At 29.1% G+C, this 21,776-nt stretch carries 16 protein-coding genes and 1 pseudogene; 4 read left to right on the top strand and 13 right to left on the bottom strand.

Annotated elements, in window-relative coordinates; genetic code table 11:
* Positions 1–19 precede the first annotated feature (19 nt).
* Together J7M87_RS10885 and J7M87_RS10880 are read left to right on the top strand one after the other, a co-directional pair.
* The gene (locus J7M87_RS10885; RefSeq protein ID WP_291651077.1) at positions 20–559 is read left to right on the top strand and encodes a hypothetical protein; all 540 of its coding nucleotides are present in this window, start codon (positions 20–22) and stop codon (positions 557–559) included.
* A gap of 176 nt (positions 560–735) precedes the next feature.
* Positions 736–1,321, top strand: a pseudogene (locus J7M87_RS10880) (IS30 family transposase).
* A 63-nt stretch (positions 1,322–1,384) separates the two neighbouring features.
* Here the strand turns inward: J7M87_RS10880 and J7M87_RS10875 are convergent.
* The 6 genes from J7M87_RS10875 to J7M87_RS10850 form a co-directional block, all read right to left on the bottom strand.
* On the bottom strand, positions 1,385–2,377 hold the full coding sequence (locus tag J7M87_RS10875) for a LacI family DNA-binding transcriptional regulator (RefSeq protein ID WP_291651076.1): 993 nt from the start codon (positions 2,375–2,377) through the stop codon (positions 1,385–1,387).
* Between the two features lie 191 nt (positions 2,378–2,568).
* Positions 2,569–4,203 (bottom strand): alpha-glucosidase, encoded by a 1,635-nt coding sequence (locus tag J7M87_RS10870; RefSeq protein ID WP_291651075.1) that lies wholly within the window; start codon positions 4,201–4,203, stop codon positions 2,569–2,571.
* A gap of 24 nt (positions 4,204–4,227) precedes the next feature.
* Positions 4,228–5,199: a carbohydrate kinase gene (locus tag J7M87_RS10865; protein WP_291651074.1), complete on the bottom strand. Its 972-nt coding sequence runs from the start codon at positions 5,197–5,199 to the stop codon at positions 4,228–4,230.
* 12 nt (positions 5,200–5,211) lie between these two features.
* Complete coding sequence (locus tag J7M87_RS10860; RefSeq protein ID WP_291651073.1) at positions 5,212–6,690, bottom strand: sucrose-6-phosphate hydrolase; 1,479 nt, start codon at positions 6,688–6,690, stop codon at positions 5,212–5,214.
* A 109-nt stretch (positions 6,691–6,799) separates the two neighbouring features.
* Complete coding sequence (locus J7M87_RS10855; RefSeq protein ID WP_291651072.1) at positions 6,800–8,242, bottom strand: sucrose-specific PTS transporter subunit IIBC; 1,443 nt, start codon at positions 8,240–8,242, stop codon at positions 6,800–6,802.
* A gap of 193 nt (positions 8,243–8,435) precedes the next feature.
* Positions 8,436–9,326 (bottom strand): response regulator transcription factor, encoded by an 891-nt coding sequence (locus J7M87_RS10850; protein ID WP_291651071.1) that lies wholly within the window; start codon positions 9,324–9,326, stop codon positions 8,436–8,438.
* Between the two features lie 98 nt (positions 9,327–9,424).
* On the opposite strand from J7M87_RS10850, the gene J7M87_RS10845 reads away from it, so the two are divergent.
* Both J7M87_RS10845 and J7M87_RS10840 read left to right on the top strand, forming a co-directional pair.
* Complete coding sequence (locus tag J7M87_RS10845; RefSeq protein ID WP_291651070.1) at positions 9,425–11,617, top strand: alpha-galactosidase; 2,193 nt, start codon at positions 9,425–9,427, stop codon at positions 11,615–11,617.
* A gap of 121 nt (positions 11,618–11,738) precedes the next feature.
* Entirely contained in the window at positions 11,739–11,891 is a 153-nt protein-coding gene (locus J7M87_RS10840; protein WP_291651069.1) for a FlxA-like family protein, read from the top strand.
* A gap of 154 nt (positions 11,892–12,045) precedes the next feature.
* On the opposite strand, the gene J7M87_RS10835 is transcribed toward J7M87_RS10840, so the two are convergent.
* From J7M87_RS10835 to J7M87_RS10805, 7 genes are all read right to left on the bottom strand, one after another.
* On the bottom strand, positions 12,046–13,728 hold the full coding sequence (locus J7M87_RS10835) for a GH3 auxin-responsive promoter family protein (protein WP_291651068.1): 1,683 nt from the start codon (positions 13,726–13,728) through the stop codon (positions 12,046–12,048).
* A 126-nt stretch (positions 13,729–13,854) separates the two neighbouring features.
* Complete coding sequence (locus J7M87_RS10830; RefSeq protein ID WP_291651067.1) at positions 13,855–15,285, bottom strand: family 1 glycosylhydrolase; 1,431 nt, start codon at positions 15,283–15,285, stop codon at positions 13,855–13,857.
* Between the two features lie 21 nt (positions 15,286–15,306).
* Positions 15,307–17,184, bottom strand: a complete 1,878-nt coding sequence (locus tag J7M87_RS10825) for a beta-glucoside-specific PTS transporter subunit IIABC (protein ID WP_291651066.1) — start codon at positions 17,182–17,184, stop codon at positions 15,307–15,309.
* Between the two features lie 2 nt (positions 17,185–17,186).
* Complete coding sequence (locus J7M87_RS10820; RefSeq protein ID WP_291651065.1) at positions 17,187–18,032, bottom strand: PRD domain-containing protein; 846 nt, start codon at positions 18,030–18,032, stop codon at positions 17,187–17,189.
* Positions 18,033–18,678: 646 nt separating this feature from the next.
* Positions 18,679–19,617: a hypothetical protein gene (locus J7M87_RS10815; protein WP_291651064.1), complete on the bottom strand. Its 939-nt coding sequence runs from the start codon at positions 19,615–19,617 to the stop codon at positions 18,679–18,681.
* A gap of 32 nt (positions 19,618–19,649) precedes the next feature.
* Positions 19,650–20,828 (bottom strand): glycosyltransferase family 2 protein, encoded by a 1,179-nt coding sequence (locus tag J7M87_RS10810; RefSeq protein ID WP_291651063.1) that lies wholly within the window; start codon positions 20,826–20,828, stop codon positions 19,650–19,652.
* A gap of 27 nt (positions 20,829–20,855) precedes the next feature.
* Positions 20,856–21,773 carry a hypothetical protein gene (locus J7M87_RS10805; RefSeq protein WP_291651062.1) on the bottom strand — a complete coding sequence of 306 codons (918 nt, stop codon included), beginning with the start codon at positions 21,771–21,773 and terminating at the stop codon, positions 20,856–20,858.
* Between the last annotated feature and the right edge of the window lie 3 nt (positions 21,774–21,776).

Below are 21,776 nucleotides of genomic sequence, written 5' to 3'. Positions count from 1 at the left end.
ACTTTTATTGAGGTAAAATATGAATTTTAATGGTTGGGGAAATTTTGAAGATTTAATAAGATCTTATAGTAATAATACTACTACTAATAACAATACTAATAATAGCAATAATAATAATAATAACAATAATAATACTACTAACTGTAATGACATACCACCAAGCCCATTCCAAACCATACCACCAGAGCTTTTTGCAATAATAAGTGAAATAATTGGTAATATAATAGCTGGAAATATTCCTTTTAATGTTCAAAACCTTATTGGAAACTGGTTGGAATTAATTGGTCAAATTATTTTAGTATTTAATGCTCAACAACAATATTTCGAATCAGGGCCAGGTAGATACTATGACCCAAAGAATTATAATATTAGTAATCCTTTTTGTAGTAATAATTCTACAAGCACAAATGGCAATACTTCAAGCACATCAACTTCTTCAAGTGCTTCTAGCTCCAAAAATAATGATATTAGCATAGCTAAAATAGAAAGTTTAGAAAATCAAATTCAAGAATTAACGAAAGAATTAAATGAAATTAAAACTTTATTAAAACAAAAATAAGAGGTAGTATCAATTCATTTTGGTACATCCTCTTATTGATAAAACATAGTTATTAAAAATTATTTATTGACTTTTTGTAAGATGAAATTGAACTAATTGTAAATAAAAAATCCATAGTGGATTATCTGTGTTATTATTTAATCTCTAAACAAAACTCAACACGGAGGATAATCACTATGAACTATCAAAATAATAACACAGGATCACGTAAAAATAAGCACTTGGATTTCAAGGAACGTATAACCATTAAAATTAGACTTAAAGATGAATTTTTAGTATATAAAATAGCAAAAGAACTAGGTATATCTATAAACACTGTTCTGAATTATACTGTTATTGGCGAAAAATCAAACAATGACAATGTACTTTTAACTATTTTAGAGCATAAAACTAGATATGCTATTATTCTTGATATTGTAACTAAAACTGCTTATGTAGTTACGGATGCTCTTAGTAGGGTTCACAACTTATATTGAGAACAATTTAACCAAGTACTTAAAATTATAACTGGTGATAATTCTCAGAGTTTGCTGATTCAGAAACAGATATAAAAGTCTATTTCACCAACCCATATTCATCTTTTAAGAAGCGTACTTATGAAGGTCATAATGATCTAATACGCTCCTTTATCCAAATGGAAAGCGTATATTGAATTATTCTTCTTATGCTATTTATTTCATAGAAGATTGGATAAATGCTCTGCAAAGGAGAATACTTAACTATAAAACTCCTGAAGAGTTATTTGACATACACCTAGATTAAATATATTTAATCTAATCAAGCATAAGTAATTAAGTTATAATTATACATTAGTTCAATTTATAGTTATATACTATTTCTTTCTACTATTCGAAAAGGTAGTATTTCCTTTTTAGTAATACCTTTTGAAGATACTACAGAATCTTTTATTAATTCTAATAAAATATTAGCTGCTTCTACACCTGCTGTCTTATAGTAGTAATGTACTGTTGTAAGTTTTGGATCTACAAATCTAGATATTTTCGAATCACCAATACTCATAATAGCTATATCACTTGGAATATTATAGTTATTTTCCTTTAAATACTCAATAGCACCTGCCGCAATATTATCTGTAACTGCAAATATTGCCTTTGGCTTTTCTTTAGACTTCATTAATTCCTTAGTAAGATTGTACCCACTTTCAACATTAAAGTCACCTATCTTAATAAAATCTTTTTTAATCTCTATTTTATTACTTTTCAATTCATCTAGATATCCCCTTTTTCTTTCAAAACCAACTGAAATATCCTCTTCATATACTCCTATAAAAGCTATTTCTCTATATCCTTTATTTATTATATATTTAACTACTTCTCTAGCTGCATTATAATCATCATTATATACTGATGGATATTCATCTATATTTTGAGCTACTACCACTATAGGAACAGCTATTTCATTCATAACCTTTAAATGTTCCTCTGTAACCTTCGTTGCCATAAAAATTATTCCATCTACATGATTACTTTTAAACATCTTTAAATATTCTATTTCTTTTTCTATAACCAGGTTAGTATTTGCTATCAATATATCATATCCATGAACACTTAACTCATCTGAGATTCCCTCTACAACTCTTGGAGCTGTTTCAGTGCTTATTTTAGGTACAATTACTCCTATTAAATTTGTTTTCTTAGTTCTCATACTTTGTGCTTGCCTTTGAGGTCTAAATCCTGTTTTTTCTATAGCAATCTTTATCTTTTCATTAGCTTCTTCACTTACATAGCCATTATTAAAATATCTAGATACAGTTGATTTTGAAACTCCTGCTATTTTAGCAAATTCTATTATATTCATATTCATCACCTAAATTCACTTTTTTTCAGTAAACATAAGTATTTTAACCTATGTTACTAATCTCTATAAAACATAATTCTATTATAAAGAGTATATTAAAATAAGGCAATGAAAGTGTTTTTTTCATTGCCTTATACATAATCAATAAAATACTAGTTAATTATTTTATTGATTACTCCTATTATCAAACTTTAAACATATTTATAAACTACAGCCTCATACGGTCTAAGTTTTATCTGTGAATTTAATACATCATTTTCATTGTAATTTGATATTAATACGTATGCGTCTCTAGATTCAAATTCTTCACCTAAATCTATAGTAATATCATTACCATAAAAATTGCAAGCTACAAGTAACTTTTCATCATTATAACTTCTAGTATAAACAAACGCTTCTTTGTGATCTTTTAATAATAATTCAAAAGTTCCATATTTAATAATATCTTCTTTTTTTCTTAATTTTATTAACTTTTTGTAGTATTCAAAAATTGAATCCTCTCTATTCATATCTTTTTCTACATTTATATATTTATAATTTTCATTTATACCAATCCAAGGTTTTGCCGTTGTGAATCCAGCATTTTTACTTCCATCCCATTGCATAGGTGTTCTTGCATTATCTCTTCCTTTTGCATATAATGACTCCATTACTTCCTTTTCTGAATACCCTAATGCTATTCTTTCCTTATACATATTTAAGCCTTCTATATCATTATAATCATTTATTGATGGAAACTTTACATTTGTCATCCCTATTTCTTCACCTTGATACACATAAGGAGTCCCTTTTTGCATATGTAACATAGTTGCTAACATTTTTGCTGACTCTACCCTATACTCTTTATCATTTCCCCATCTTGAAACCATTCTTGGCAAATCATGATTGTTTCCAAATAAACTATTCCAACCTTTATCATGTAATTCAACCTGCCACTTTCTAAAAGTATCCTTAAAAGCTATAAAATCAAGAGGTGCTAAATCCCATTTTCTTTTCCCTTGCTTTTTATCTAGTGATATAACTTCAAATTGAAAAACCATACTAAGTTCATTTCTATTTGGATCACTATATAACTTAGCTATCTCCGGTGTTGCTCCCCAGGTCTCTCCTACTGTTAATACATCATATTTTCCAAAGGTTTCTCTGTACATTTCTTGTATATAATAATGTAGCTTAGGCCCATTTTGAGTTATTAGTTTATCTGGCTCTTTTCCTATTAAATCTATAACATCCATTCTGAATCCCTTTATTCCAAGTTCTAGCCAGAAATTCATCATTTTATATATTTCTTTCCTTAAAGTCTCATTTTCCCAATTTAAATCAGGTTGTCTTTTATCATGAAGATGTAGATAGTATTGTCCTGTTGTTTCTTCTAACGTCCATGCACTTCCACCAAAATTTGATTTTAATTCATTTGGAACTCCACCATCTACAGCATCTCTCCAAACAAAGAAATCTCTATATGGATTTTCTTTGCTTTTTCTCGCTTCTTTAAACCACATATGTTCATCTGAGGTATGATTAACTACTAAATCCATAATTATTTTTATACCTCTAAGCTCTGCTTCTTTTATTAGATTTTTCATATCCTCCATAGTTCCAAACTCATCCATTATGTCACAATAATCACTTATATCGTATCCGTTATCTACATTAGGAGATTTATAAACAGGACTTAACCAAATAACATCTATCCCTAACTCCTTTAAGTAATCAAGTTTGGATATTATTCCATTTATATCACCTATACCATCATTATTACTATCCATGAAACTACGTGGATAAACCTGATAAACTACTGAATCATGCCACCATTTCTTTTCCATAAAAGTCATCTCCTAGAAAGTTATTTATTTTTTTGCTATCATTTTATTAACTTCTTCTATAGTTGGTAATGCTATAATTGCACCTTTTTTAGATACCGTTACTGCTGCTGTTGCATTTGCAAAAACAAGAATTTCTTTTTTCTCTTCTTCACTTAAATCTACTAAATCATTAATAGTTAAATTGTTAGATGAAATTTTATATAACACAGCTCCTATAAATGAATCCCCAGCTCCTGTAGTATCCTCTACTTTAACCTTATATGATGGTGCAAATGAGATATTATTTTTAGTAATAAAATCTGCTCCATTTGTCCCCTTTGTATATATTACCACTTTCACATTCCCAGTAAATAATGATTCTAATGCCTTATTTTCATCCTTTATTCCTGTAATAAATTCTAATTCTTCATCACTTACTTTAAGTATATTTGCCATTGGTATAAACTCTAAAATTGCTTCTCTGCATTTTTCTGATGTTTCCCACAATGGCAATCTAATATTTGGATCAAAACTTATTATGCAATTATTTTTTGTAGCATATTCTATAGCCTTTTTATGTGCTCTCTTTATTGGTGCATCTATTAAGCTTACAGAACAAAAATGCAGAACATCTCCTGAATTAAAATCCTCTTCTTTTATTTCTTCAGCTGTTAATAACATATCTGCACTTGGATTTCTATAAAATGAAAAATCTCTTTCTCCATCTTCCTTTAAGGATACAAATGCTAATGCTGTATTTGCTTCCTTTGTTCTTAATATCCCTGATACATCAACACCTAAAGGCTCAACTGTATCGATTATTATATCTCCAAATGCATCTTCCCCAAGTTTTGTTAACATCTTACCATTACCACCAAGCTTACACACTGCTGCTACCACATTTAATGGTGCTCCTCCTGGTACTCTTAAAAAGTTATCTACATTCTTTAATTTTCTTCCTTTTTCATGTGGAATAAAATCTATTAATGCTTCACCTATTGCTATAACTTTACTCACTATATATCACTCCTATTCTTCATTAATACTCCATATATCTGCCCTTATACTACATTTTTCAGTAGCAAAGAACTTTATTCCCCTGCTTTCCTTAGATGGGAATATTCTTGAAGTTAATACCTTTTCTCCATCATTTATAAACACTTCAATTGATGAAGTATCAACAAATATTCTTAACTTTAATGTTTTGCAAGTTATATCTATGCTACGAGTTGTTCCCCATTCTAGTGCAAATTCTTCTCCTGACTTACTTCTATCAATCGTTAATTTATTATTATCTATATCATATGAAATAACTGTTTCCTCATTTTCCGATACTCTTAACTTTAAACCTAATTTTCCAGATTCAAAGTCCTTTATTTCACAGTTTAATTCATATTGTTCACCATGAAATTCATCAAAAGATTTTTCTGTAGCTTCTATTTTTTCATTTAAACTTCTATGATTACTTCTTAATTTTTCTAACTCCTTAATAGGTGTTTGAATTAATCTATCTCCATTTAACTTTAATTCGCGAGGTAATGTTAAGCAATGTGCCCAACCATTTTTATCAGTTGGATAATCTATCTCTGGTAGACCCATCCAACCAATTAGAATTCTTCTTCCATCTGGATCTTCAGTTGTTTGTGGTGCATAAAAGTCAAATCCATTATCAAGTTCTACGAACTCTCCATGATTAAATTCACCTGTATTTAAATTTAACTTTTCTCCTACTATATAACCAGATTGATAAATATTAGCATATTTATCACCTTCCTTATCTAATCCCTGTGGTGAAAATATAATAACCCCTTTATTATCCAGCTCTAAATAATCAGGACATTCCCACATAAATCCAAAATTATCTAATGAAGTCTTTACTTCTCCTCTGTATTCCCAATTAATTAAATCCTTTGATTTATAATAAACTATTCTTCCTTTAAACTCATCATTTTGAATACCAATTACTAAATAAAACTCTCCATTTACTTTAAATACCTTTGGATCTCTAAAATGATCTGTATATCCTTCTGGTATTGTGCTTATTATAGGTTCTTTATGTTTTATAATATTATTTTCTTTATCCATTATTGCTAAACATTGATAAGGAACTCTATTCCAGTTTTCATCTCTAGTATTTCCTGTGTAAAATAAATAAAGTTTATCATTATCTACTATTCCTGAGCCTGAAAAAGCACCATGCGAATCAAACCAATCTCCTGGTTCTATTCCAATCCCATGATTTTCCCAATTAACTAAATCTGTTGATGATGTATGATACCAATACTTTAATCCATGAACTGGCCCTAATGGAAACCACTGATAAAACAATTGATATTTTCCGTTATAAAATGAAAATCCATTTGGATCATTTAGCAATCCTGTTGGAGGCTGTATATGATACATTTGACGAAATGGACATTCTTTTACCTTTTTATTTAGTTCAAATATTTCTTCTTTTTTTGCTTCTTCTATTTTTCTATATCTCTTTTCTCTAGACCACTCTATCATAGTGACTCCTCCTTAATTATAATTCATTAATTGCTTTCTTCATAATTAAAGTATTATAGGGACTAGATATTTAATTTTCTAGATCCCTAATACTTATATATATTTATTTTTATGCTACTTCAATTTCACTGTTAAATTTCTTCATTCTTGAAAATACTACTGTCATCACAAATGTTACTGCAAATGAAATTGCCATACCTATTATATATTGAATCATTGATTGTGGTCTTATTGCTATAATTCCTGGTAATCCAGCAGGTCCTTGTGAAACAGCTAATACATTAGCAAATGTTGTATATGCTGTTGAAACTGCTGCACCTATCATTGCTGCATAGAATGGATAGCGTAGCTTTAAGTTTACCCCAAACATTGCTGGTTCTGTAATTCCTAATAATGCTGATATCCCTGAAGCTGATGCAACACCTTTCATTTTAGCATCTTTGTTTGTAAAGAATACTCCTAGAGATGCTGCTCCTTGTGAAATGTTTGACATTGCTGCAACTGTGAATATAAATGTTCCACCTGTAACTGCCACATCCGCTAAAAGTTGAGTTTCTACCGCCATAAAGCTGTGATGCATTCCAGTAACAACAACTGGTGCATAAAGACCTCCAAATATTGCTCCACCTATTGGTCCTAATGTATTATATAAGAACATAATACCATCTGTTAATAAATTACCAGCACCACGCATAACTGGGCCTACTACTACGAATGTTAAAATACCTGTAATAAATACTGCAAATAATGGAGTTAGTAAGTTATCTAAAACTGATGGTATAACTTTACGTAATCCCTTTTCAGTTTTTGCTAATATATAAGTTGCTGCAAGTACTGGAAATACTGTTCCTTGGTAACCAACCTTCTCTATACTAAAACCTAATATATTCCAAGCTGGAATTGTTCCTTCAAATAACGAAGATCCATATCCCCATCCATTTAACAAATCTGGATGAACCATAAGCATAGCTATTACAGCACCTAAATATTGATTAGCACCAAATATTTTTGCTGCTGAGAACCCAATTAATACTGGCAAAAATACAAACGATGTATTAGCAAAAGTATTTATCAAACTTGCTAAATCAGCAATTTGTGGATACGCCTCAACAAGTGACATACCTTCAATAAATAACCCTGATGAAGTTAATATGTTATTTATACCCATTAACAAACCACCAGCCACTATTGCTGGTATTATTGGTACAAATATATCTGCTAAACTTTTTAAGGCTCTTTGAAGTGGATTTAATTTTGTTTCTGCCACTTTTTTAAGCTCTGATTTACTAGTTTCAGATATATTAGCTATCTTAATAAATTCAGCATAAACCTCATCAACAATTCCTGCACCTAAAATTATTTGGAATTGTCCTGCATTTAAGAAGTTCCCTTTAACTAAATCTATAGTTTCAAGAGTTTTCATATCTACCTTTGATTGATCATTTAAAACTACTCTTAATCTTGTAGCGCAGTGAGCTGCACTAACAATGTTATCTTTTCCACCTAATACTTCTAGTATTTCAGCAGCTGCCTTTGAATATTTTTTAGTCATTCTTCTTCCCCCTAAATTAAGGTATCGTTCCCACAATACTTAAATTTTTATTTGTTAAATAATTATTTTAACAAATCCTTGATATCATTACATAGTTTATATTTTGTGAGGTATCGTTCCCACATCTTCAAAACCATGTAACCTTTTTCACGAGTTCATTGTACAACATTTTTTTTGTTTTGTCTATACCCTTTCAATAATTTTTGTAATTGTTATCAAAAATTATTCTATTTACCTCATAATTATTGTTATTATTTCTGAATTCTCCTGGTGATACACCTATGTTCTTCTTAAAGACCTTACTAAAATAATTTCCACAAGAAAATCCCACTTCCCTTGCAACAGTATCTATTCCCATATCATTTGCAAGTAATAATAACTCCATTGATTTTTTCAGCCTAGTCTTCATAATATAATTACCTGGGGTTAACCCTATTTGTTCTTGAAATTTTCTAGTTAAATAATATTTTGATAAATGAACTTCTGAGCTTATTTCATCTAAAGTAATAGGCTTATTATAATTTTTATCTATATACTTTTTACAGTTTTCTATTTTTGAATCTGTACTTTTATCCTTTTGTTCTTGATAAAACTCATTTATTAATTCCATAACTAATTGATAAGCATAACTTGAGCATTGATATACATTTTGTATGTTATCAGTCATTGCGTCTTTATAAAAATTCCACATAAGCTTTATAAAATATGAATTCTTATCTACTGAAAAAATGTTTCCCTTAAGATTATAAATTTTATGGAAAAATGGTACTGCTTCTTTTGAAAATTCTATATATACAACTTCCCAAAAACTCGAATTACTAGGAAGCCTATAACAATGCTCTCCTGGAATCTCTATCACAAAAGCATCCCCTGTTTTTAATCTATGTACCTCTCCTTCAATTTCGATTTCTCCCTCACCACTTAATGTATATTGAAATAAGCAATATTCTCCACTTCTATTTCTATTATCCCAAATGTAGTTACTATCCTTATTATTTTGCCAACCTATTCCCTTTATCATAATCAAAGGTGTAGATGCTACAAACTTAAATCCTATAGATGTTGCCCTTAAATCACTTAGCAATATATTACCCTCCTATTTCTTTTTTTACTCTTGTTATATTAATTATCATTTAATATTATTAAATCATACTAAAAAGTTTAAATAAAGGAGTTTTTAAAATGGATATTACTTTTGATTCAAAAAATAGAATCTTTCATTTACAGGGAAGAAACACAAGCTATATAATTCAAATTATAAAAGATGGATATTTAGCTCATTTATACTGGGGAGCTAAAATAAAACATTATAATGGAAGTAATCCAATTGCTTTTATAGATAGAGGTTTTTCACCTAATCCAGACCCTTTAGATAGAACATTTTCACTTGATACTATCCCATGCGAATATCCTGCATATGGAAATGGTGATTTTAGAATTCCAGCATATCAAATTCAGCTTGAAAATGGCTCTACAGTTACTGATTTACGTTACAAATCTCATAAAATTTATAGTGGCAAACCAACTTTAGAGGGATTACCTAGTACATATACTTTAGATATTAATGATGCTGAAACCTTAGAAATCACTTTAGAAGATACATTAATTGGTTTAAGGGCTACTTTAATATACACCGTATTTAATAATTTTAATGTAATTTCTCGTTCTGTTCGCTTCTACAATAACGGAAATGAAGATTTAAAACTTCTTAGGGCTCTAAGTGCTAGTGTTGACTTCCGTGATAATGAATTTGAACTTATTACATTATATGGTTCACACACAAATGAAAAAAATATTGCAAGAAGACCTATAGTTTCTGGGATTCAAATGATAGATAGCTGTCGTGGTGCCAGTAGCCCTCAACAAGCTCCATTTTTAGCTTTAGTTAGAAAAAATACCACTGAAGATACTGGAGAAGTTTATTCTTTCAACTTAGTCTATTCAGGTAATTTTACAGCTCAAACTCAACTAGATCCTTATGGTAATACTAGAGTAAATATTGGTATAAATCCATTTGATTTTAGTTGGCTTTTAGAACCTAATGAGTCATTTCAAACACCTGAAGTAATTATGACTTATTCATCTAACGGTTTAGGAGAGATGTCAAAAACATATCATGATTTATATACTACTCATTTATGTCGTGGTAAGTTTAAAAATAAAGTACGCCCAATACTTATTAATAATTGGGAAGCAACTTATTTTGATTTTAATGCAGAAAAAATCAAGAAAATTATAAAGGCAGGTAAAGAACTTGGAATGGAGCTGTTTGTTTTAGATGATGGGTGGTTTGGAAAGAGAAACAACGACTTATCTTCTCTTGGAGATTGGATTGTTGATAAAGTTAAACTTCCTAATGGATTGGAAGAATTAGTAGATTATACTGCTAGTTTAGGAATGGAGTTTGGATTATGGTTCGAACCTGAAATGATTTCTGAAAACAGTGATTTATTTAGATCTAATCCTGACTGGTGCCTTCATGTTCCTAACAGAAAACCTACTGTCGGAAGAAACCAATTAGTTTTAGACTTATCCAGAAAAGAAGTATGTGATTATTTGATAGATTCTTTATCATCTATACTTTCAAATAATAAAATTACTTATGTTAAATGGGATATGAACCGACATATGACTGATATTGGTTCTTCAGCTTTACCATCTGAAAGACAACGTGAAACTGCTCACCGATATATGTTAGGACTTTATTATATATTAGAAACTCTTACTTCTAAGTTCCCTAATATTCTTTTTGAGAGTTGCTCTAGTGGTGGTGGCCGTTTTGATGCAGGAATGCTTTACTACATGCCTCAAACTTGGACTAGTGATAATACTGATGCTATATGTAGATTGAAAATACAGTATGGAACAAGTTTAGTTTATCCTCCAATAACAATGGGTTCACACGTATCAACATCACCTAATCATCAAGTAGGTAGAATAACACCTCTTGAAACTAGAGGGCATGTAGCTATGTCTGGTAACTTTGGATATGAATTAGATTTAACCTCTCTTTCTTATGAAGAAAAAGAACTTATAAAGGAACAAATTTCTGTTTATAAAGAAATACGTAATATAATACAATTTGGCACTTTCCACAGAGTACTTTCCCCATTCGAGTTTAATGAAGCTGCCTGGAATTTTGTATCTAAAAACCAAGAAGAATTTGTAGCATTCTACTTTAAGATATTATCAGAACCTGGAACCTCAATTAGAATAATAAAATTCAAAGGCCTAAATGCAGATTTCTTATATAAGAACCTTGAAACTTCAGAAATTTTTGCTGGAGATGAACTTATGAATGTAGGTATAACTATTCCTAGAGTAAAAAAAGATTTTATTAGTAAGATGTGGAGATTTAAAGTTATTAAGCCTTAAATCTAATAAAGATTACTATTGTTCTAATGAAATTAATTGGCTATTGCACTAAAAATAGTTCAACCTATATTTTTTAATAAATAACCCTCGACAACATATTCCTGTATCGTCGAGGGCTTTAATGATTTTTCATATAGTAACTCCAACTTCTTCAAGTGCTTCTAGCTCCAAAAATAATGATATTAACATAGCTAAAATAGAAAGTTTAGAAAAGCAAATTCAAGAATTAACAAAAGAATTAAATGAAATTAAAACTTTATTGCAAGAAAAATAAGAGGCAGTATCAATTTATTTTGGTACATCCTCTTATTGATAAAACATAGTTATTAAAAATTATTTATTGAAAAATATTTGAACCTAAACCAACTCCTAAAATCCTTCTTTTAAATATCCATTAAATTACAAAATAGCTTTATACTATCAGCATTCTAATAATATATCTTATAACCATTAATAATATTCAAGACATTTTTATTTGTAGTAGCTACTCTTGGTATCTTAATTTGATTTTTTGAAATTCCTTTACTAAGTAAAAATTCCTTCACCTTATTAAAAGTTCCCTCTTCAAGTATTATTACCTTTGGTCTAGCTAGCCCACTTTTACCTCTAAATCTCTTATATGCTAAATTACATTTTTTTAGTTCATCATCTAAAGTGATTTCAATATTCCTAACTAATTCTTTTGTAACCTTTCCCCTAATTTCAAAGTAAAATTGATATCTACCCGGTGTTCTTGAATTATCAGCTACTGTTGTATAATCTATTAAATTAAGTTTAAGCTTATTTTTTGTATTATTAATTGCTGCTGTTAAATGTTCTTCTGTTGTTTTTTCTGATACCATGTTTAGCACTTGATTTCTCCTATATAAAAATTCTATTTCGGGTGAATCATTATAAAACCCTACTACTCTAACAACATCACCTAACCTATATCTGTAAAGCCCTGTATAAGTAGTAATTACCAACTCATAGCTTTTTCCTATTTCTAATTCATCTGCACAAAATGTCATTGGGTTATTTTCATTAAATTCTTCTACTGTAATAAACTCATAAAAAACCGTATCTGGTATTATTACATATCTTATATTTTTAACATATGGATTCATACCTATGATACCTTCTGATGCTGCATAACAAGGTGAATGTATTGGAATTGAGCCTGAATAATAATTAACCATATCATCATAAATTGTAAAATTTGCTCCTGTAACCGCTGCTATATATTGTAGCTCTGGCCAAACTCTTTTGCAAATTCCCTTAAATCCATTTTTAAACTCTTTTTCTAATTCATCTGCCCTACTAGCATTTGGAGATAAATATTTATTTAATGCTTTTCTAGTTTCTTCATCAATATTTAATGTTTTGCTTACTCTTCCTTTACGAATATCTCTTACTAACCTATCTGAATTTTTTTCCATGACTCTTAATAAATCTAATATGTTTGAAATAAAAATTCCAGATATATATAATAACTTTTTCTCTCTTAATCCAAAAAGTACATGTAAATAAAGTGATACTTCCTTATCTTTAATTTTCATAACTTCATAAGGTGATGTATATAAATATGGCAAAAATCTTTTCATGCCATTTATACCACCTGACGTGGCTGAACAAATTGGTATTCCCCCATCAGTATAAGTATTCATAACTACATCTGCAATCATTAATCCCCTACCATAATTCCAATTTTCTTTAAAATTATTATAAGATAATCTAGTCATCAATAATGCCATATATTTTGCAGCTTTCATTCTGCTAGACTTTGTTACTGGAATTAACTTTTGCTTACCTGTGGTTCCTGAAGTATTCCCAAAATACTCAACATTCTGTGTTATTAATATATTTTTTTCACCATTAGCCATACGTTCAATATAATTATCATAATACGAATAGTCAGTTAAAGGAATTTTTTGCTTAAAATTACTTACTGAAATTATATTTTTAAATTCAAATTTATGCCCTATTTCACTACTAGAATTTTTAGATAAAATATCAAACAACAAGTCATTATTTACTTTCTTAAAATTTTTAGTTTCTTTATTAAATTTTCTTTCTACGACTCCTCCACAACTTATAATTGTCCTATAAAGCAACTTACTTATTATGGACATATTTTACACTTCCTATGATAGTTTTTCATATGCATTATATGAAACTTATTTTATAATGTTAATATTCTTTTAAAATAATGTACAAAAAGCACTAACCATAAATGATTAGTGCTTTTATATATCACTTTATTTTAAGCTTTCCCCATTTGACTTTATAACTTCCTTATACCAATCAAATGATTTTTTCTTCTTACGTGAATAGTCTCCAGTACCATCATCTTGCTTATCCACATAAATAAATCCATATCTCTTTTTCATTTCACCAGTAGTTGCACTTACTAAATCAATTGGTCCCCACATTAAGTATCCGAAACAATCAACTCCATCTTCTTCAGCTGCTTTTTTTAACTGAATCAAATGCTGATTTAAGTAATCAATTCTATAGTCATCATTTATGCTTCCATCTTCTTCTACCTTATCCATAGCTCCAAGACCATTTTCTGAAACAATAATAGGCAACTCATATTTACGGTAAACATAATTTAATAAATATCTAAGTCCAATTGGGTCAATTGACCATCCCCATTTACTTTTTTCTAAGTAAGGATTTTGCACTCCTCCAAAAAGAGTTTCTTCTCCATCATCATCCCCTTCATAGTGGGCAACACTAGTTGAGTAGTAGTTTACTCCTATGAAATCTAACTTACCATTATAGAATGATTCTTTATCTTCATTAGAAATTTCAAGTTGTATATCTGAATCTTTATATTCTTTTAACTTATATTTAGGGAAGCCTCCATTGCACATTGCATCAATTTGATAGAAATCACGGTCCATTTCTTTAAAGGCGTTCATAACGTTAACTGGATTACAATTTATAGGATAAACAGGTGTTAATCCAAAAACACACCCCACCTTATTATTAGGATTAATTTCATGAGCTAATTCTACAGCTTTTACCCCTGCAAGTGTCATATTATATCCAATAGTCGCTAATGTTTGTTTCTTTTCTACCATCTCACTAAACTTAAGGCCTGCAATTATATATGTAAAAATATCTGATGCCTCAGTTTGTGGATCAATATGGTTCATTTCATTAAAAGTAACCCAATACTTAACTTTACCTTTCAATGCTTCAAACATAGTTTTGCAATACTTTAAGTAAAAATCAATTACTTTTCTATTTGTCCATGATCCATATTTTCTTACTAGATTTACTGGCATTTCAAAATGATATAATGTAACAATTGGTTCTATACCATTATTAATTAATTCCTCTACAACCCTTTGATAATATTCTATTCCTTTTTTATTTGGTTCCTCATCATCACCATTTGGATAGATTCTTGACCAATCAATAGAAATTCTAAGTGCTTTAAATCCCATTTCTCCAAATAGAGCAATATCTTCCTTAAATCTGTGATAAAAATCAATTCCATCATGAGAAGGATATCTCTTGCCTTCTTCTATATCTTTACAGATTTCACGTGGTACTTCATAAGAACCGCTAGTAACTAAATCCATTATACCGATTCCCTTACCGTCAACATTCCACGCACCTTCACATTGGTGCGCAGCTATGCTTCCTCCCCATAAAAAATCTTCTCTCAATTTCATAATAAAAACCTCACTCTAAATTTATAGAACTATATTAATACACTCTTCCTTGTCACTTATAGTATCTTTAGATACTGGAATTACATCAAGATAATCTGGAGTATTTGTAACTACCATTATAATAGTTGGATCAAATCCATCTTCTTTTACTTTATCAAAATCAACTTCTACTAATGGTTGTCCTATTTTCACCTTATCCCCTTCATTTACCTTTGTAGTAAAATGCTTACCTTCTAATTGTACAGTATCTATACCAATATGAATTAAAAGCTCTACTCCAGACTTTGTCTTAAGCCCAAAAGCATGTTTTGTTGGGAATACACAAGTAACTTCTCCATCAACTGGTGCAACTACTAAATTATTATTAGCTATTATCCCTACACCACTTCCAAGAGCTCCAGTTGAAAATGCTTTATCATTAACTTCAGATAATTTAACTAATTTTCCAGTAGCACATCCATTAACTACAACCTTATTCATTATAGAAGTAGCATTTTCAGAAGATACAGCTTTTTCATTTGAATCTTTGGACTTTTCACCTGAAACTTCAACTTCTTCACTACCTTTAGGAATACCTAAAAGATACGCTGCAACTGCTGCTGCTACAAAACCTATTATAACTGCTATAATCATTGAATAGAAATTCTTATAGTCATTGTTTCCAATATATGAAGGTAAACCTGCTAATCCCCAAGCCATTGCATATGTTTTTACATTAGTAATACCTGCAACCAATCCTCCAAGTCCACCACCAATGGCTACTGCAAGGAATAAGTTTCTAAACTTAACAAATGCTCCATATATAGCTGGTTCTGTAACTCCCATTAATGCACTAAAACTAAAAGTACCAAATAATTGTTTTTGCTTTTCATTCTTCGCTCTTAAGAAATATCCAAGCATTGCTCCAGCAACAGCTATATCTGAAATTGTACATGCTGCATAGAAAATTGGATCATAACCAAGTTCTGCATGGAATTGAACTACTATAGGAATAATAAAGTTTCCAGCACCAAACATAATTAAGAATGGCTGAATAGCAGCATATAAAGCAATAACACTCCAGTTACCTAAAGTATTCATTAAGAAAATACAAACCCAGCTCATAGCATTACCAATCCATGCACCAATTGGACCAAAGAACATTAAAGTAATTGGTAAGCAAATAATTAAAGTAAATACTGGTACTAAGAAATAATGTAAAAACTTAGGTAATACCTTTTTTACGAATTTTTGTACATATCCCATAAACCATACAGCTAAAATTATAGGAATAAATGAATTAGAGTAAGTAGTTGCAGGAAGTGAAATTCCAAAAATGCTTAATCCCTCAACTCCATTAACCCCTGTTGATAAAAGCGTTGCAGCTAATGCAACTGCCAAATATGGACTTGCATTTAAACGCTTTGCACAAGACATTGCCATAAAAATCGGTAAGAAGAAAAATACCGATGAACGAATATTATCTAATAGCATGTAAGTTGGACTCTCTGCTGATATTATTCCTGTTAAAGAAAGTAATGATAAAACCCCAGCTAACATACCTGCCACAATAATTGGCTCTAGTATTGGAGTCATAGATTCTGAAAATAAATCTAATACTGCCTTTACTGGATTCTTTTTAACCTTGTTTTCTGAAGAAGTTGCTTCTCCGCTAATTCCAAGCATAGAAATTAACTCACTATGTACTTCACTTACATGAGTTCCTACGATGATTTGATAAGCAACATCATTTGAAACAACATCAACTACTCCATCCATCTTTTTAATTTCTTCCGTCTTTGCTTTTGAACGATCCTTCAATGTAAATCTAAGTCTTGTCATACAGTGAACAACAGCTTGAACATTGTCCCTGCCACCCACTAGTTCAATAATCTTTGTATTAAAATCTTTATACTTCATTACTATTCCTCTCTTTTACTTCTGTTTGTAACTCTATGAATATGAAGCATCAAATAGGTTTCCTCATCAATTGATAAGTCACATTTGTATTGCTCTTTTACATAAAGTTCTATCTTCTTTATACATTCATATGCATTAGGATAAAGAGTTCTAATTTGAGAATTTAGCTCTTTATCATTATCACTATAAGTTTTACCGTTTTGTATTCTATGAATAAAATATTGAAGATGAGTTATAAGACGCATATAATTCAATGATGATTCATCAATCTTTATTCCGTAATGATATTGAATAATTGAAATAATATCTCTCAACGCCTCCATAACTTGAACCGTTTCTTTTAAATTACTTTTTCCCTCTTGTAAATTAACAAAGTGTAAAGCTATAGAAACAGCCTCATCCTCTGGAAATTCTACGTTATATTTTTTATTCATCTGATTTAAGGCATAAATTCCTATTTTAAAATGCTTCGGATAAAACTTCTTCACTTCCCAAGTTAATGGGCTTCGAATAAATTGTCCTTTAGCAGCACGTTTAAGTGCATAATTAATATGATCTAGCAATGTCAGACTTAAATAATCACTTGCTTTTTCCTTCAGTAGATCTTCACCGTACTCAATAATATCATTTACCATTATAATTTCTTCTTCATCTGTATTAGATAAAAGATAACTAAAGTGCTCTAACATATCATTTGAATCTAATACATATGTCTTTTCAATTTCACTTTCGGTGATTGTTTGCCCTACCTTTTTTTTGAAAGATATTCCCCTAGAATAAACTATCACCTCATTATTTCCTCTTTTAACTACTGCTACATTGTTATTTAGTATCTGACTTACTTTCATGTTAAAATACTCCTTTCTAGAAAAAAAACTCAGACTACATAGAAAAAGGACATTTTCTACGTAATCTGAGTTCTGCCTGCTTATCAGTAACATACTCAAGTAGTAACTGCTTTGTTACTACTGGTTTCTTTTCTAAGTTGATTATAATATAACTTTTTATAACAGTCAACGCTTACATACAACTTTTTTCTACATTTTTCGAACCTATTTCCATGTATATATTATATATTAATTCACTAAAATATATACACTTATTATTCGATATCTTTTCTTTGATAATACATATATTTAAATTAATCAATACTAATCAATTAATCAACCTTTTGTTCATTATTTTAAACTATTATAGCACACAAATATTCTTTAAACTCATTGGTAAAGAATTTCGTTACCATCAAATTTTTAATATCTTTATTACATAAATTTTCTATATATTTCAACGAACTATGGCTTATGTATAATAAAAAAGACAAGCTTAAAATTTGAACTTGCCTTTTAATATTTTACTTTAAAATAAACTATATCTACCTTTTATTGAAGTCCTTCGTTGATCATTCTAAATTATTATCCATGCATGTAAAATAGTTCTATATTAATTTTCCACAGTTTAAAAATTTATAATCTGTAAATATTTCTATAATATTAATTATATTTTATAGTTATTCAAATTCACAATATTAGCTTTATCAACAAATCCTGCATTAAACCATGGGAATTCTTTAATTACATTTTCTATTGATTGTGATAGCCATCTAACATACGGGTCATATATATAATTTATTAAATTTTCATCCTCTATATGATAATAAGGGCATAAGTCAAATTCTCTTTTTCCCAATAACACTACCCCAGAAAAATGATAAAATAATAGAGGTGAATCATCTACATAAACAACATTACTCTTTTTTGAAACTGTATAATTTTTTATATTCCACAATGCAACATTTGCTCCAATAGAGTTTATTATATGCACATTTTTAAATATATTAGGCCAATCTTCTACATATCTTTGGTCTCCAAAAGTTTTATTAACTACATCATATTCAATAGTACATTTCTTTAGGCACCTATCCCCCCAAAGCCTAACTGCAGCTTTTGCTTCATCATTATTTTTAAATCCTACAAATCCAGTATTATATAATCCACTTAATTCATAATAGTGATTAAATTCTTCTGAATTTCTATGCTCTGTTAAAAAAATTGATGCATTAGGATTCTCATTAAAAATATAATTTATATCAGAAAAGAAGAATAAATCTGAATCTACATGTGCATAATATTTCGCATTGTCATATTTATTAATAACATAATATAAAAAAATAGGCTTTAGTGTCCAGCAATATTCATGGAATATTCTGTTAGACTTAGCTATCACTAAATCATAATTATTTTCTTCTACATCCTTTAGTTGTACTAAAATAATATTTTTAAAACCTATTTTATTTAGTATATGGTAAACAGAGTCATTCATACATAGAATAAATAACTTAAAATCACTACAACAGTTCTCTAAAGAAACATACATTGGTATTAATTTAAATAAATTTGATTCCGATAAAATCATTGATAAGTGATATTTACTCATAGCTATCCTCCTCTTCAGTATATTCTTAGAATTTAATAATAAACATTATAAACGTCTCTTATTAAAGCCAACATAGCTTCTGTAAAGTATTTAATTCCAAATTTATCTCTTAAAATTTTAACTTCCATAATTAATTTATTTACATCAATATCTATAGTTGGCATAATTTTATTTATACCTACAACACCTTCTATAACGTAGCGACGTCTACATGTCTGAAGTAATTCTAAAAATATATCTAACAGAGGCTTGAAATAGCTTACAGCTGTCATATTATTAATATCTTTAGTTAATTCATTAAAATCAAAATCATTAATTGATGTTATACCAGCCATACATACTAATATTACATCTAAAAAATAATTATGATTGTATTTTTTACATATATAATTTATATTTTCACGAGTTTCAAATAAATTATTATTTGTAGGATGCTCTTGGTGAACACTTAATATATTTTTATCAAATATAAATTTGCTCCCAGATTTATATAGCCTTATTCCTAAATCATAGTCTTCAAATCCATATCCAACTATATTTTCATCAAACATTCCAACTTCTATAACTCTATTTCTTTCGGCAGAGGCATTATTAGTTAAGAAAAATCTCCATGGTAGATTATAGTCTTTTAATTCATCATTGTGATTTTTCAATATCAATTTTAGCCCTCGTATAAATTCTGCATCTAAGTCAAAGGATTCATTTATATAACTTCCATCAGTTATTGATTCAACATCTATTAGTGGATATTTATCTATCATATTAGACTTCTCATCTAGTTTAATCACAGCTTCACCTAAATGATTCTCAATGCTTACTTTTAATTCTTTATAATAAAAAGTAAAAATTCTTTTCCATGGGATTCCACATACAACTATATCTTTTTCTTCATGATTTTTTAAATGTCTAGTTATAAAATCTCTACTTGCTATCATATCACTATCATGAAATATTAGAATATCGCCAACTGCTCTTCTTATTCCTTCATTTCTTCCACGAGCTATTCCTCTATTTTTTTCAAGTCTAACAAATTTAAATGCAAATTTAGCTTTAAAATTTTCTAACATTTCTATGGTATTATCATTAGATCCATTATCCACTACAATAACTTCAAAAATATTTAAGTCACAATCTTGATTATTTAAGGATATAAGATTGTAGTATAATCGCTCTTTAGAATTATATGCTGGTATTATAACACTTGCTTTCATTTCTTTATCTTCTCCTTTTAATGTTTTCTAATTATCATCAATATCAGCTACAGTAATATATTCCTTAAATTCTGGATCTATCTTTTCAACATCATCAATAATTTTTCCTAGTGCTCTTCTGTATATTTGGTAAATAAATGGTGTATCTACTCTGTCTTGTTCATGAACCTGCCTAATATCATCTTTACTAATTATTCTAAAACCGCTAAAGTGATAAAATATTAATTTATTGTTATTTACCAATATATTCTCATTTAAGACTGTAAATTTATATTTCATACAATTCCAATGCCCAATATTTATTCCTGGAGTTGTTATCTCATAAACATTATTAAATAGGAATGGCATATCATCAAGATATTTTTGATCTCCAAATTTATTATCTTCAGGACTTGAAGTACAACTATCTATACACATTTTATCCCACCAATTAACACACTCTAATCCTGTAACATCTTTTTTAAAGCTAATAAACCCAGAGTTAAAATTTCCAGTGAGAGATTGTATAGTCTGATTAAGCTCTTTCGAATACATAGGCATAAATACTTCTCCACTAGATAGTAATACAGACGCATATGGTTGATTTTCAAATATTACATTAGGATTTTGATAAAAGAATAAATCTGAATCTATATAAGTTACTCTTTGAATTGAGTCGTCTAAAGTAAGGATATACTTTATAAAACCAGGCTTTAATGTCCAACAATATTGATTTAATTTTCTTGAAGCTTTGATTGCTAACAAATCTTCTCTATTTAATTCAGTAATTGTTACTAACACTACTTTACCAAAATTTATTTCCCTAAGAAATTCATAGCATTTTTCATCTACACAAAGGATATATACTTTAAAATTGTCCATAGTTTTATACAAAGATAATAAACATGCAATTGCCTGAATTAATCTAGTCCTTGATACAACCATACAAAAAACACTTTCTTGCATTAT

The sequence above is a fragment of the Clostridium sp. genome, assembly GCF_017888565.1.
In the GTDB taxonomy this organism is placed as follows: Bacteria; Bacillota; Clostridia; order Clostridiales; family Clostridiaceae; genus Clostridium.
The sequence above is the reverse complement of the archived record's forward strand: the minus strand, read 5'-3'. Positions and strand labels throughout refer to the sequence as shown.

Bases quoted from the DNA above. Each gene is read 5' to 3' on its own strand.
- J7M87_RS10885 (WP_291651077.1), top strand. From the start codon at position 20: ATGAATTTTAATGGTTGGGGAAATTTTGAAGATTTAATAAGATCTTAT.
- J7M87_RS10875 (WP_291651076.1), bottom strand. From the start codon at position 2,377: ATGAATATAATAGAATTTGCTAAAATAGCAGGAGTTTCAAAATCAACT.
- J7M87_RS10870 (WP_291651075.1), bottom strand. From the start codon at position 4,203: ATGGAAAAGAAATGGTGGCATGATTCAGTAGTTTATCAGGTTTATCCA.
- J7M87_RS10860 (WP_291651073.1), bottom strand. From the start codon at position 6,690: ATGATAGAGTGGTCTAGAGAAAAGAGATATAGAAAAATAGAAGAAGCA.
- J7M87_RS10855 (WP_291651072.1), bottom strand. From the start codon at position 8,242: ATGACTAAAAAATATTCAAAGGCAGCTGCTGAAATACTAGAAGTATTA.
- J7M87_RS10845 (WP_291651070.1), top strand. From the start codon at position 9,425: ATGGATATTACTTTTGATTCAAAAAATAGAATCTTTCATTTACAGGGA.
- J7M87_RS10840 (WP_291651069.1), top strand. From the start codon at position 11,739: ATGATTTTTCATATAGTAACTCCAACTTCTTCAAGTGCTTCTAGCTCC.
- J7M87_RS10835 (WP_291651068.1), bottom strand. From the start codon at position 13,728: ATGTCCATAATAAGTAAGTTGCTTTATAGGACAATTATAAGTTGTGGA.
- J7M87_RS10830 (WP_291651067.1), bottom strand. From the start codon at position 15,285: ATGAAATTGAGAGAAGATTTTTTATGGGGAGGAAGCATAGCTGCGCAC.
- J7M87_RS10825 (WP_291651066.1), bottom strand. From the start codon at position 17,184: ATGAAGTATAAAGATTTTAATACAAAGATTATTGAACTAGTGGGTGGC.
- J7M87_RS10820 (WP_291651065.1), bottom strand. From the start codon at position 18,032: ATGAAAGTAAGTCAGATACTAAATAACAATGTAGCAGTAGTTAAAAGA.
- J7M87_RS10815 (WP_291651064.1), bottom strand. From the start codon at position 19,617: ATGAGTAAATATCACTTATCAATGATTTTATCGGAATCAAATTTATTT.
- J7M87_RS10810 (WP_291651063.1), bottom strand. From the start codon at position 20,828: ATGAAAGCAAGTGTTATAATACCAGCATATAATTCTAAAGAGCGATTA.
- J7M87_RS10805 (WP_291651062.1), bottom strand. From the start codon at position 21,773: ATGCAAGAAAGTGTTTTTTGTATGGTTGTATCAAGGACTAGATTAATT.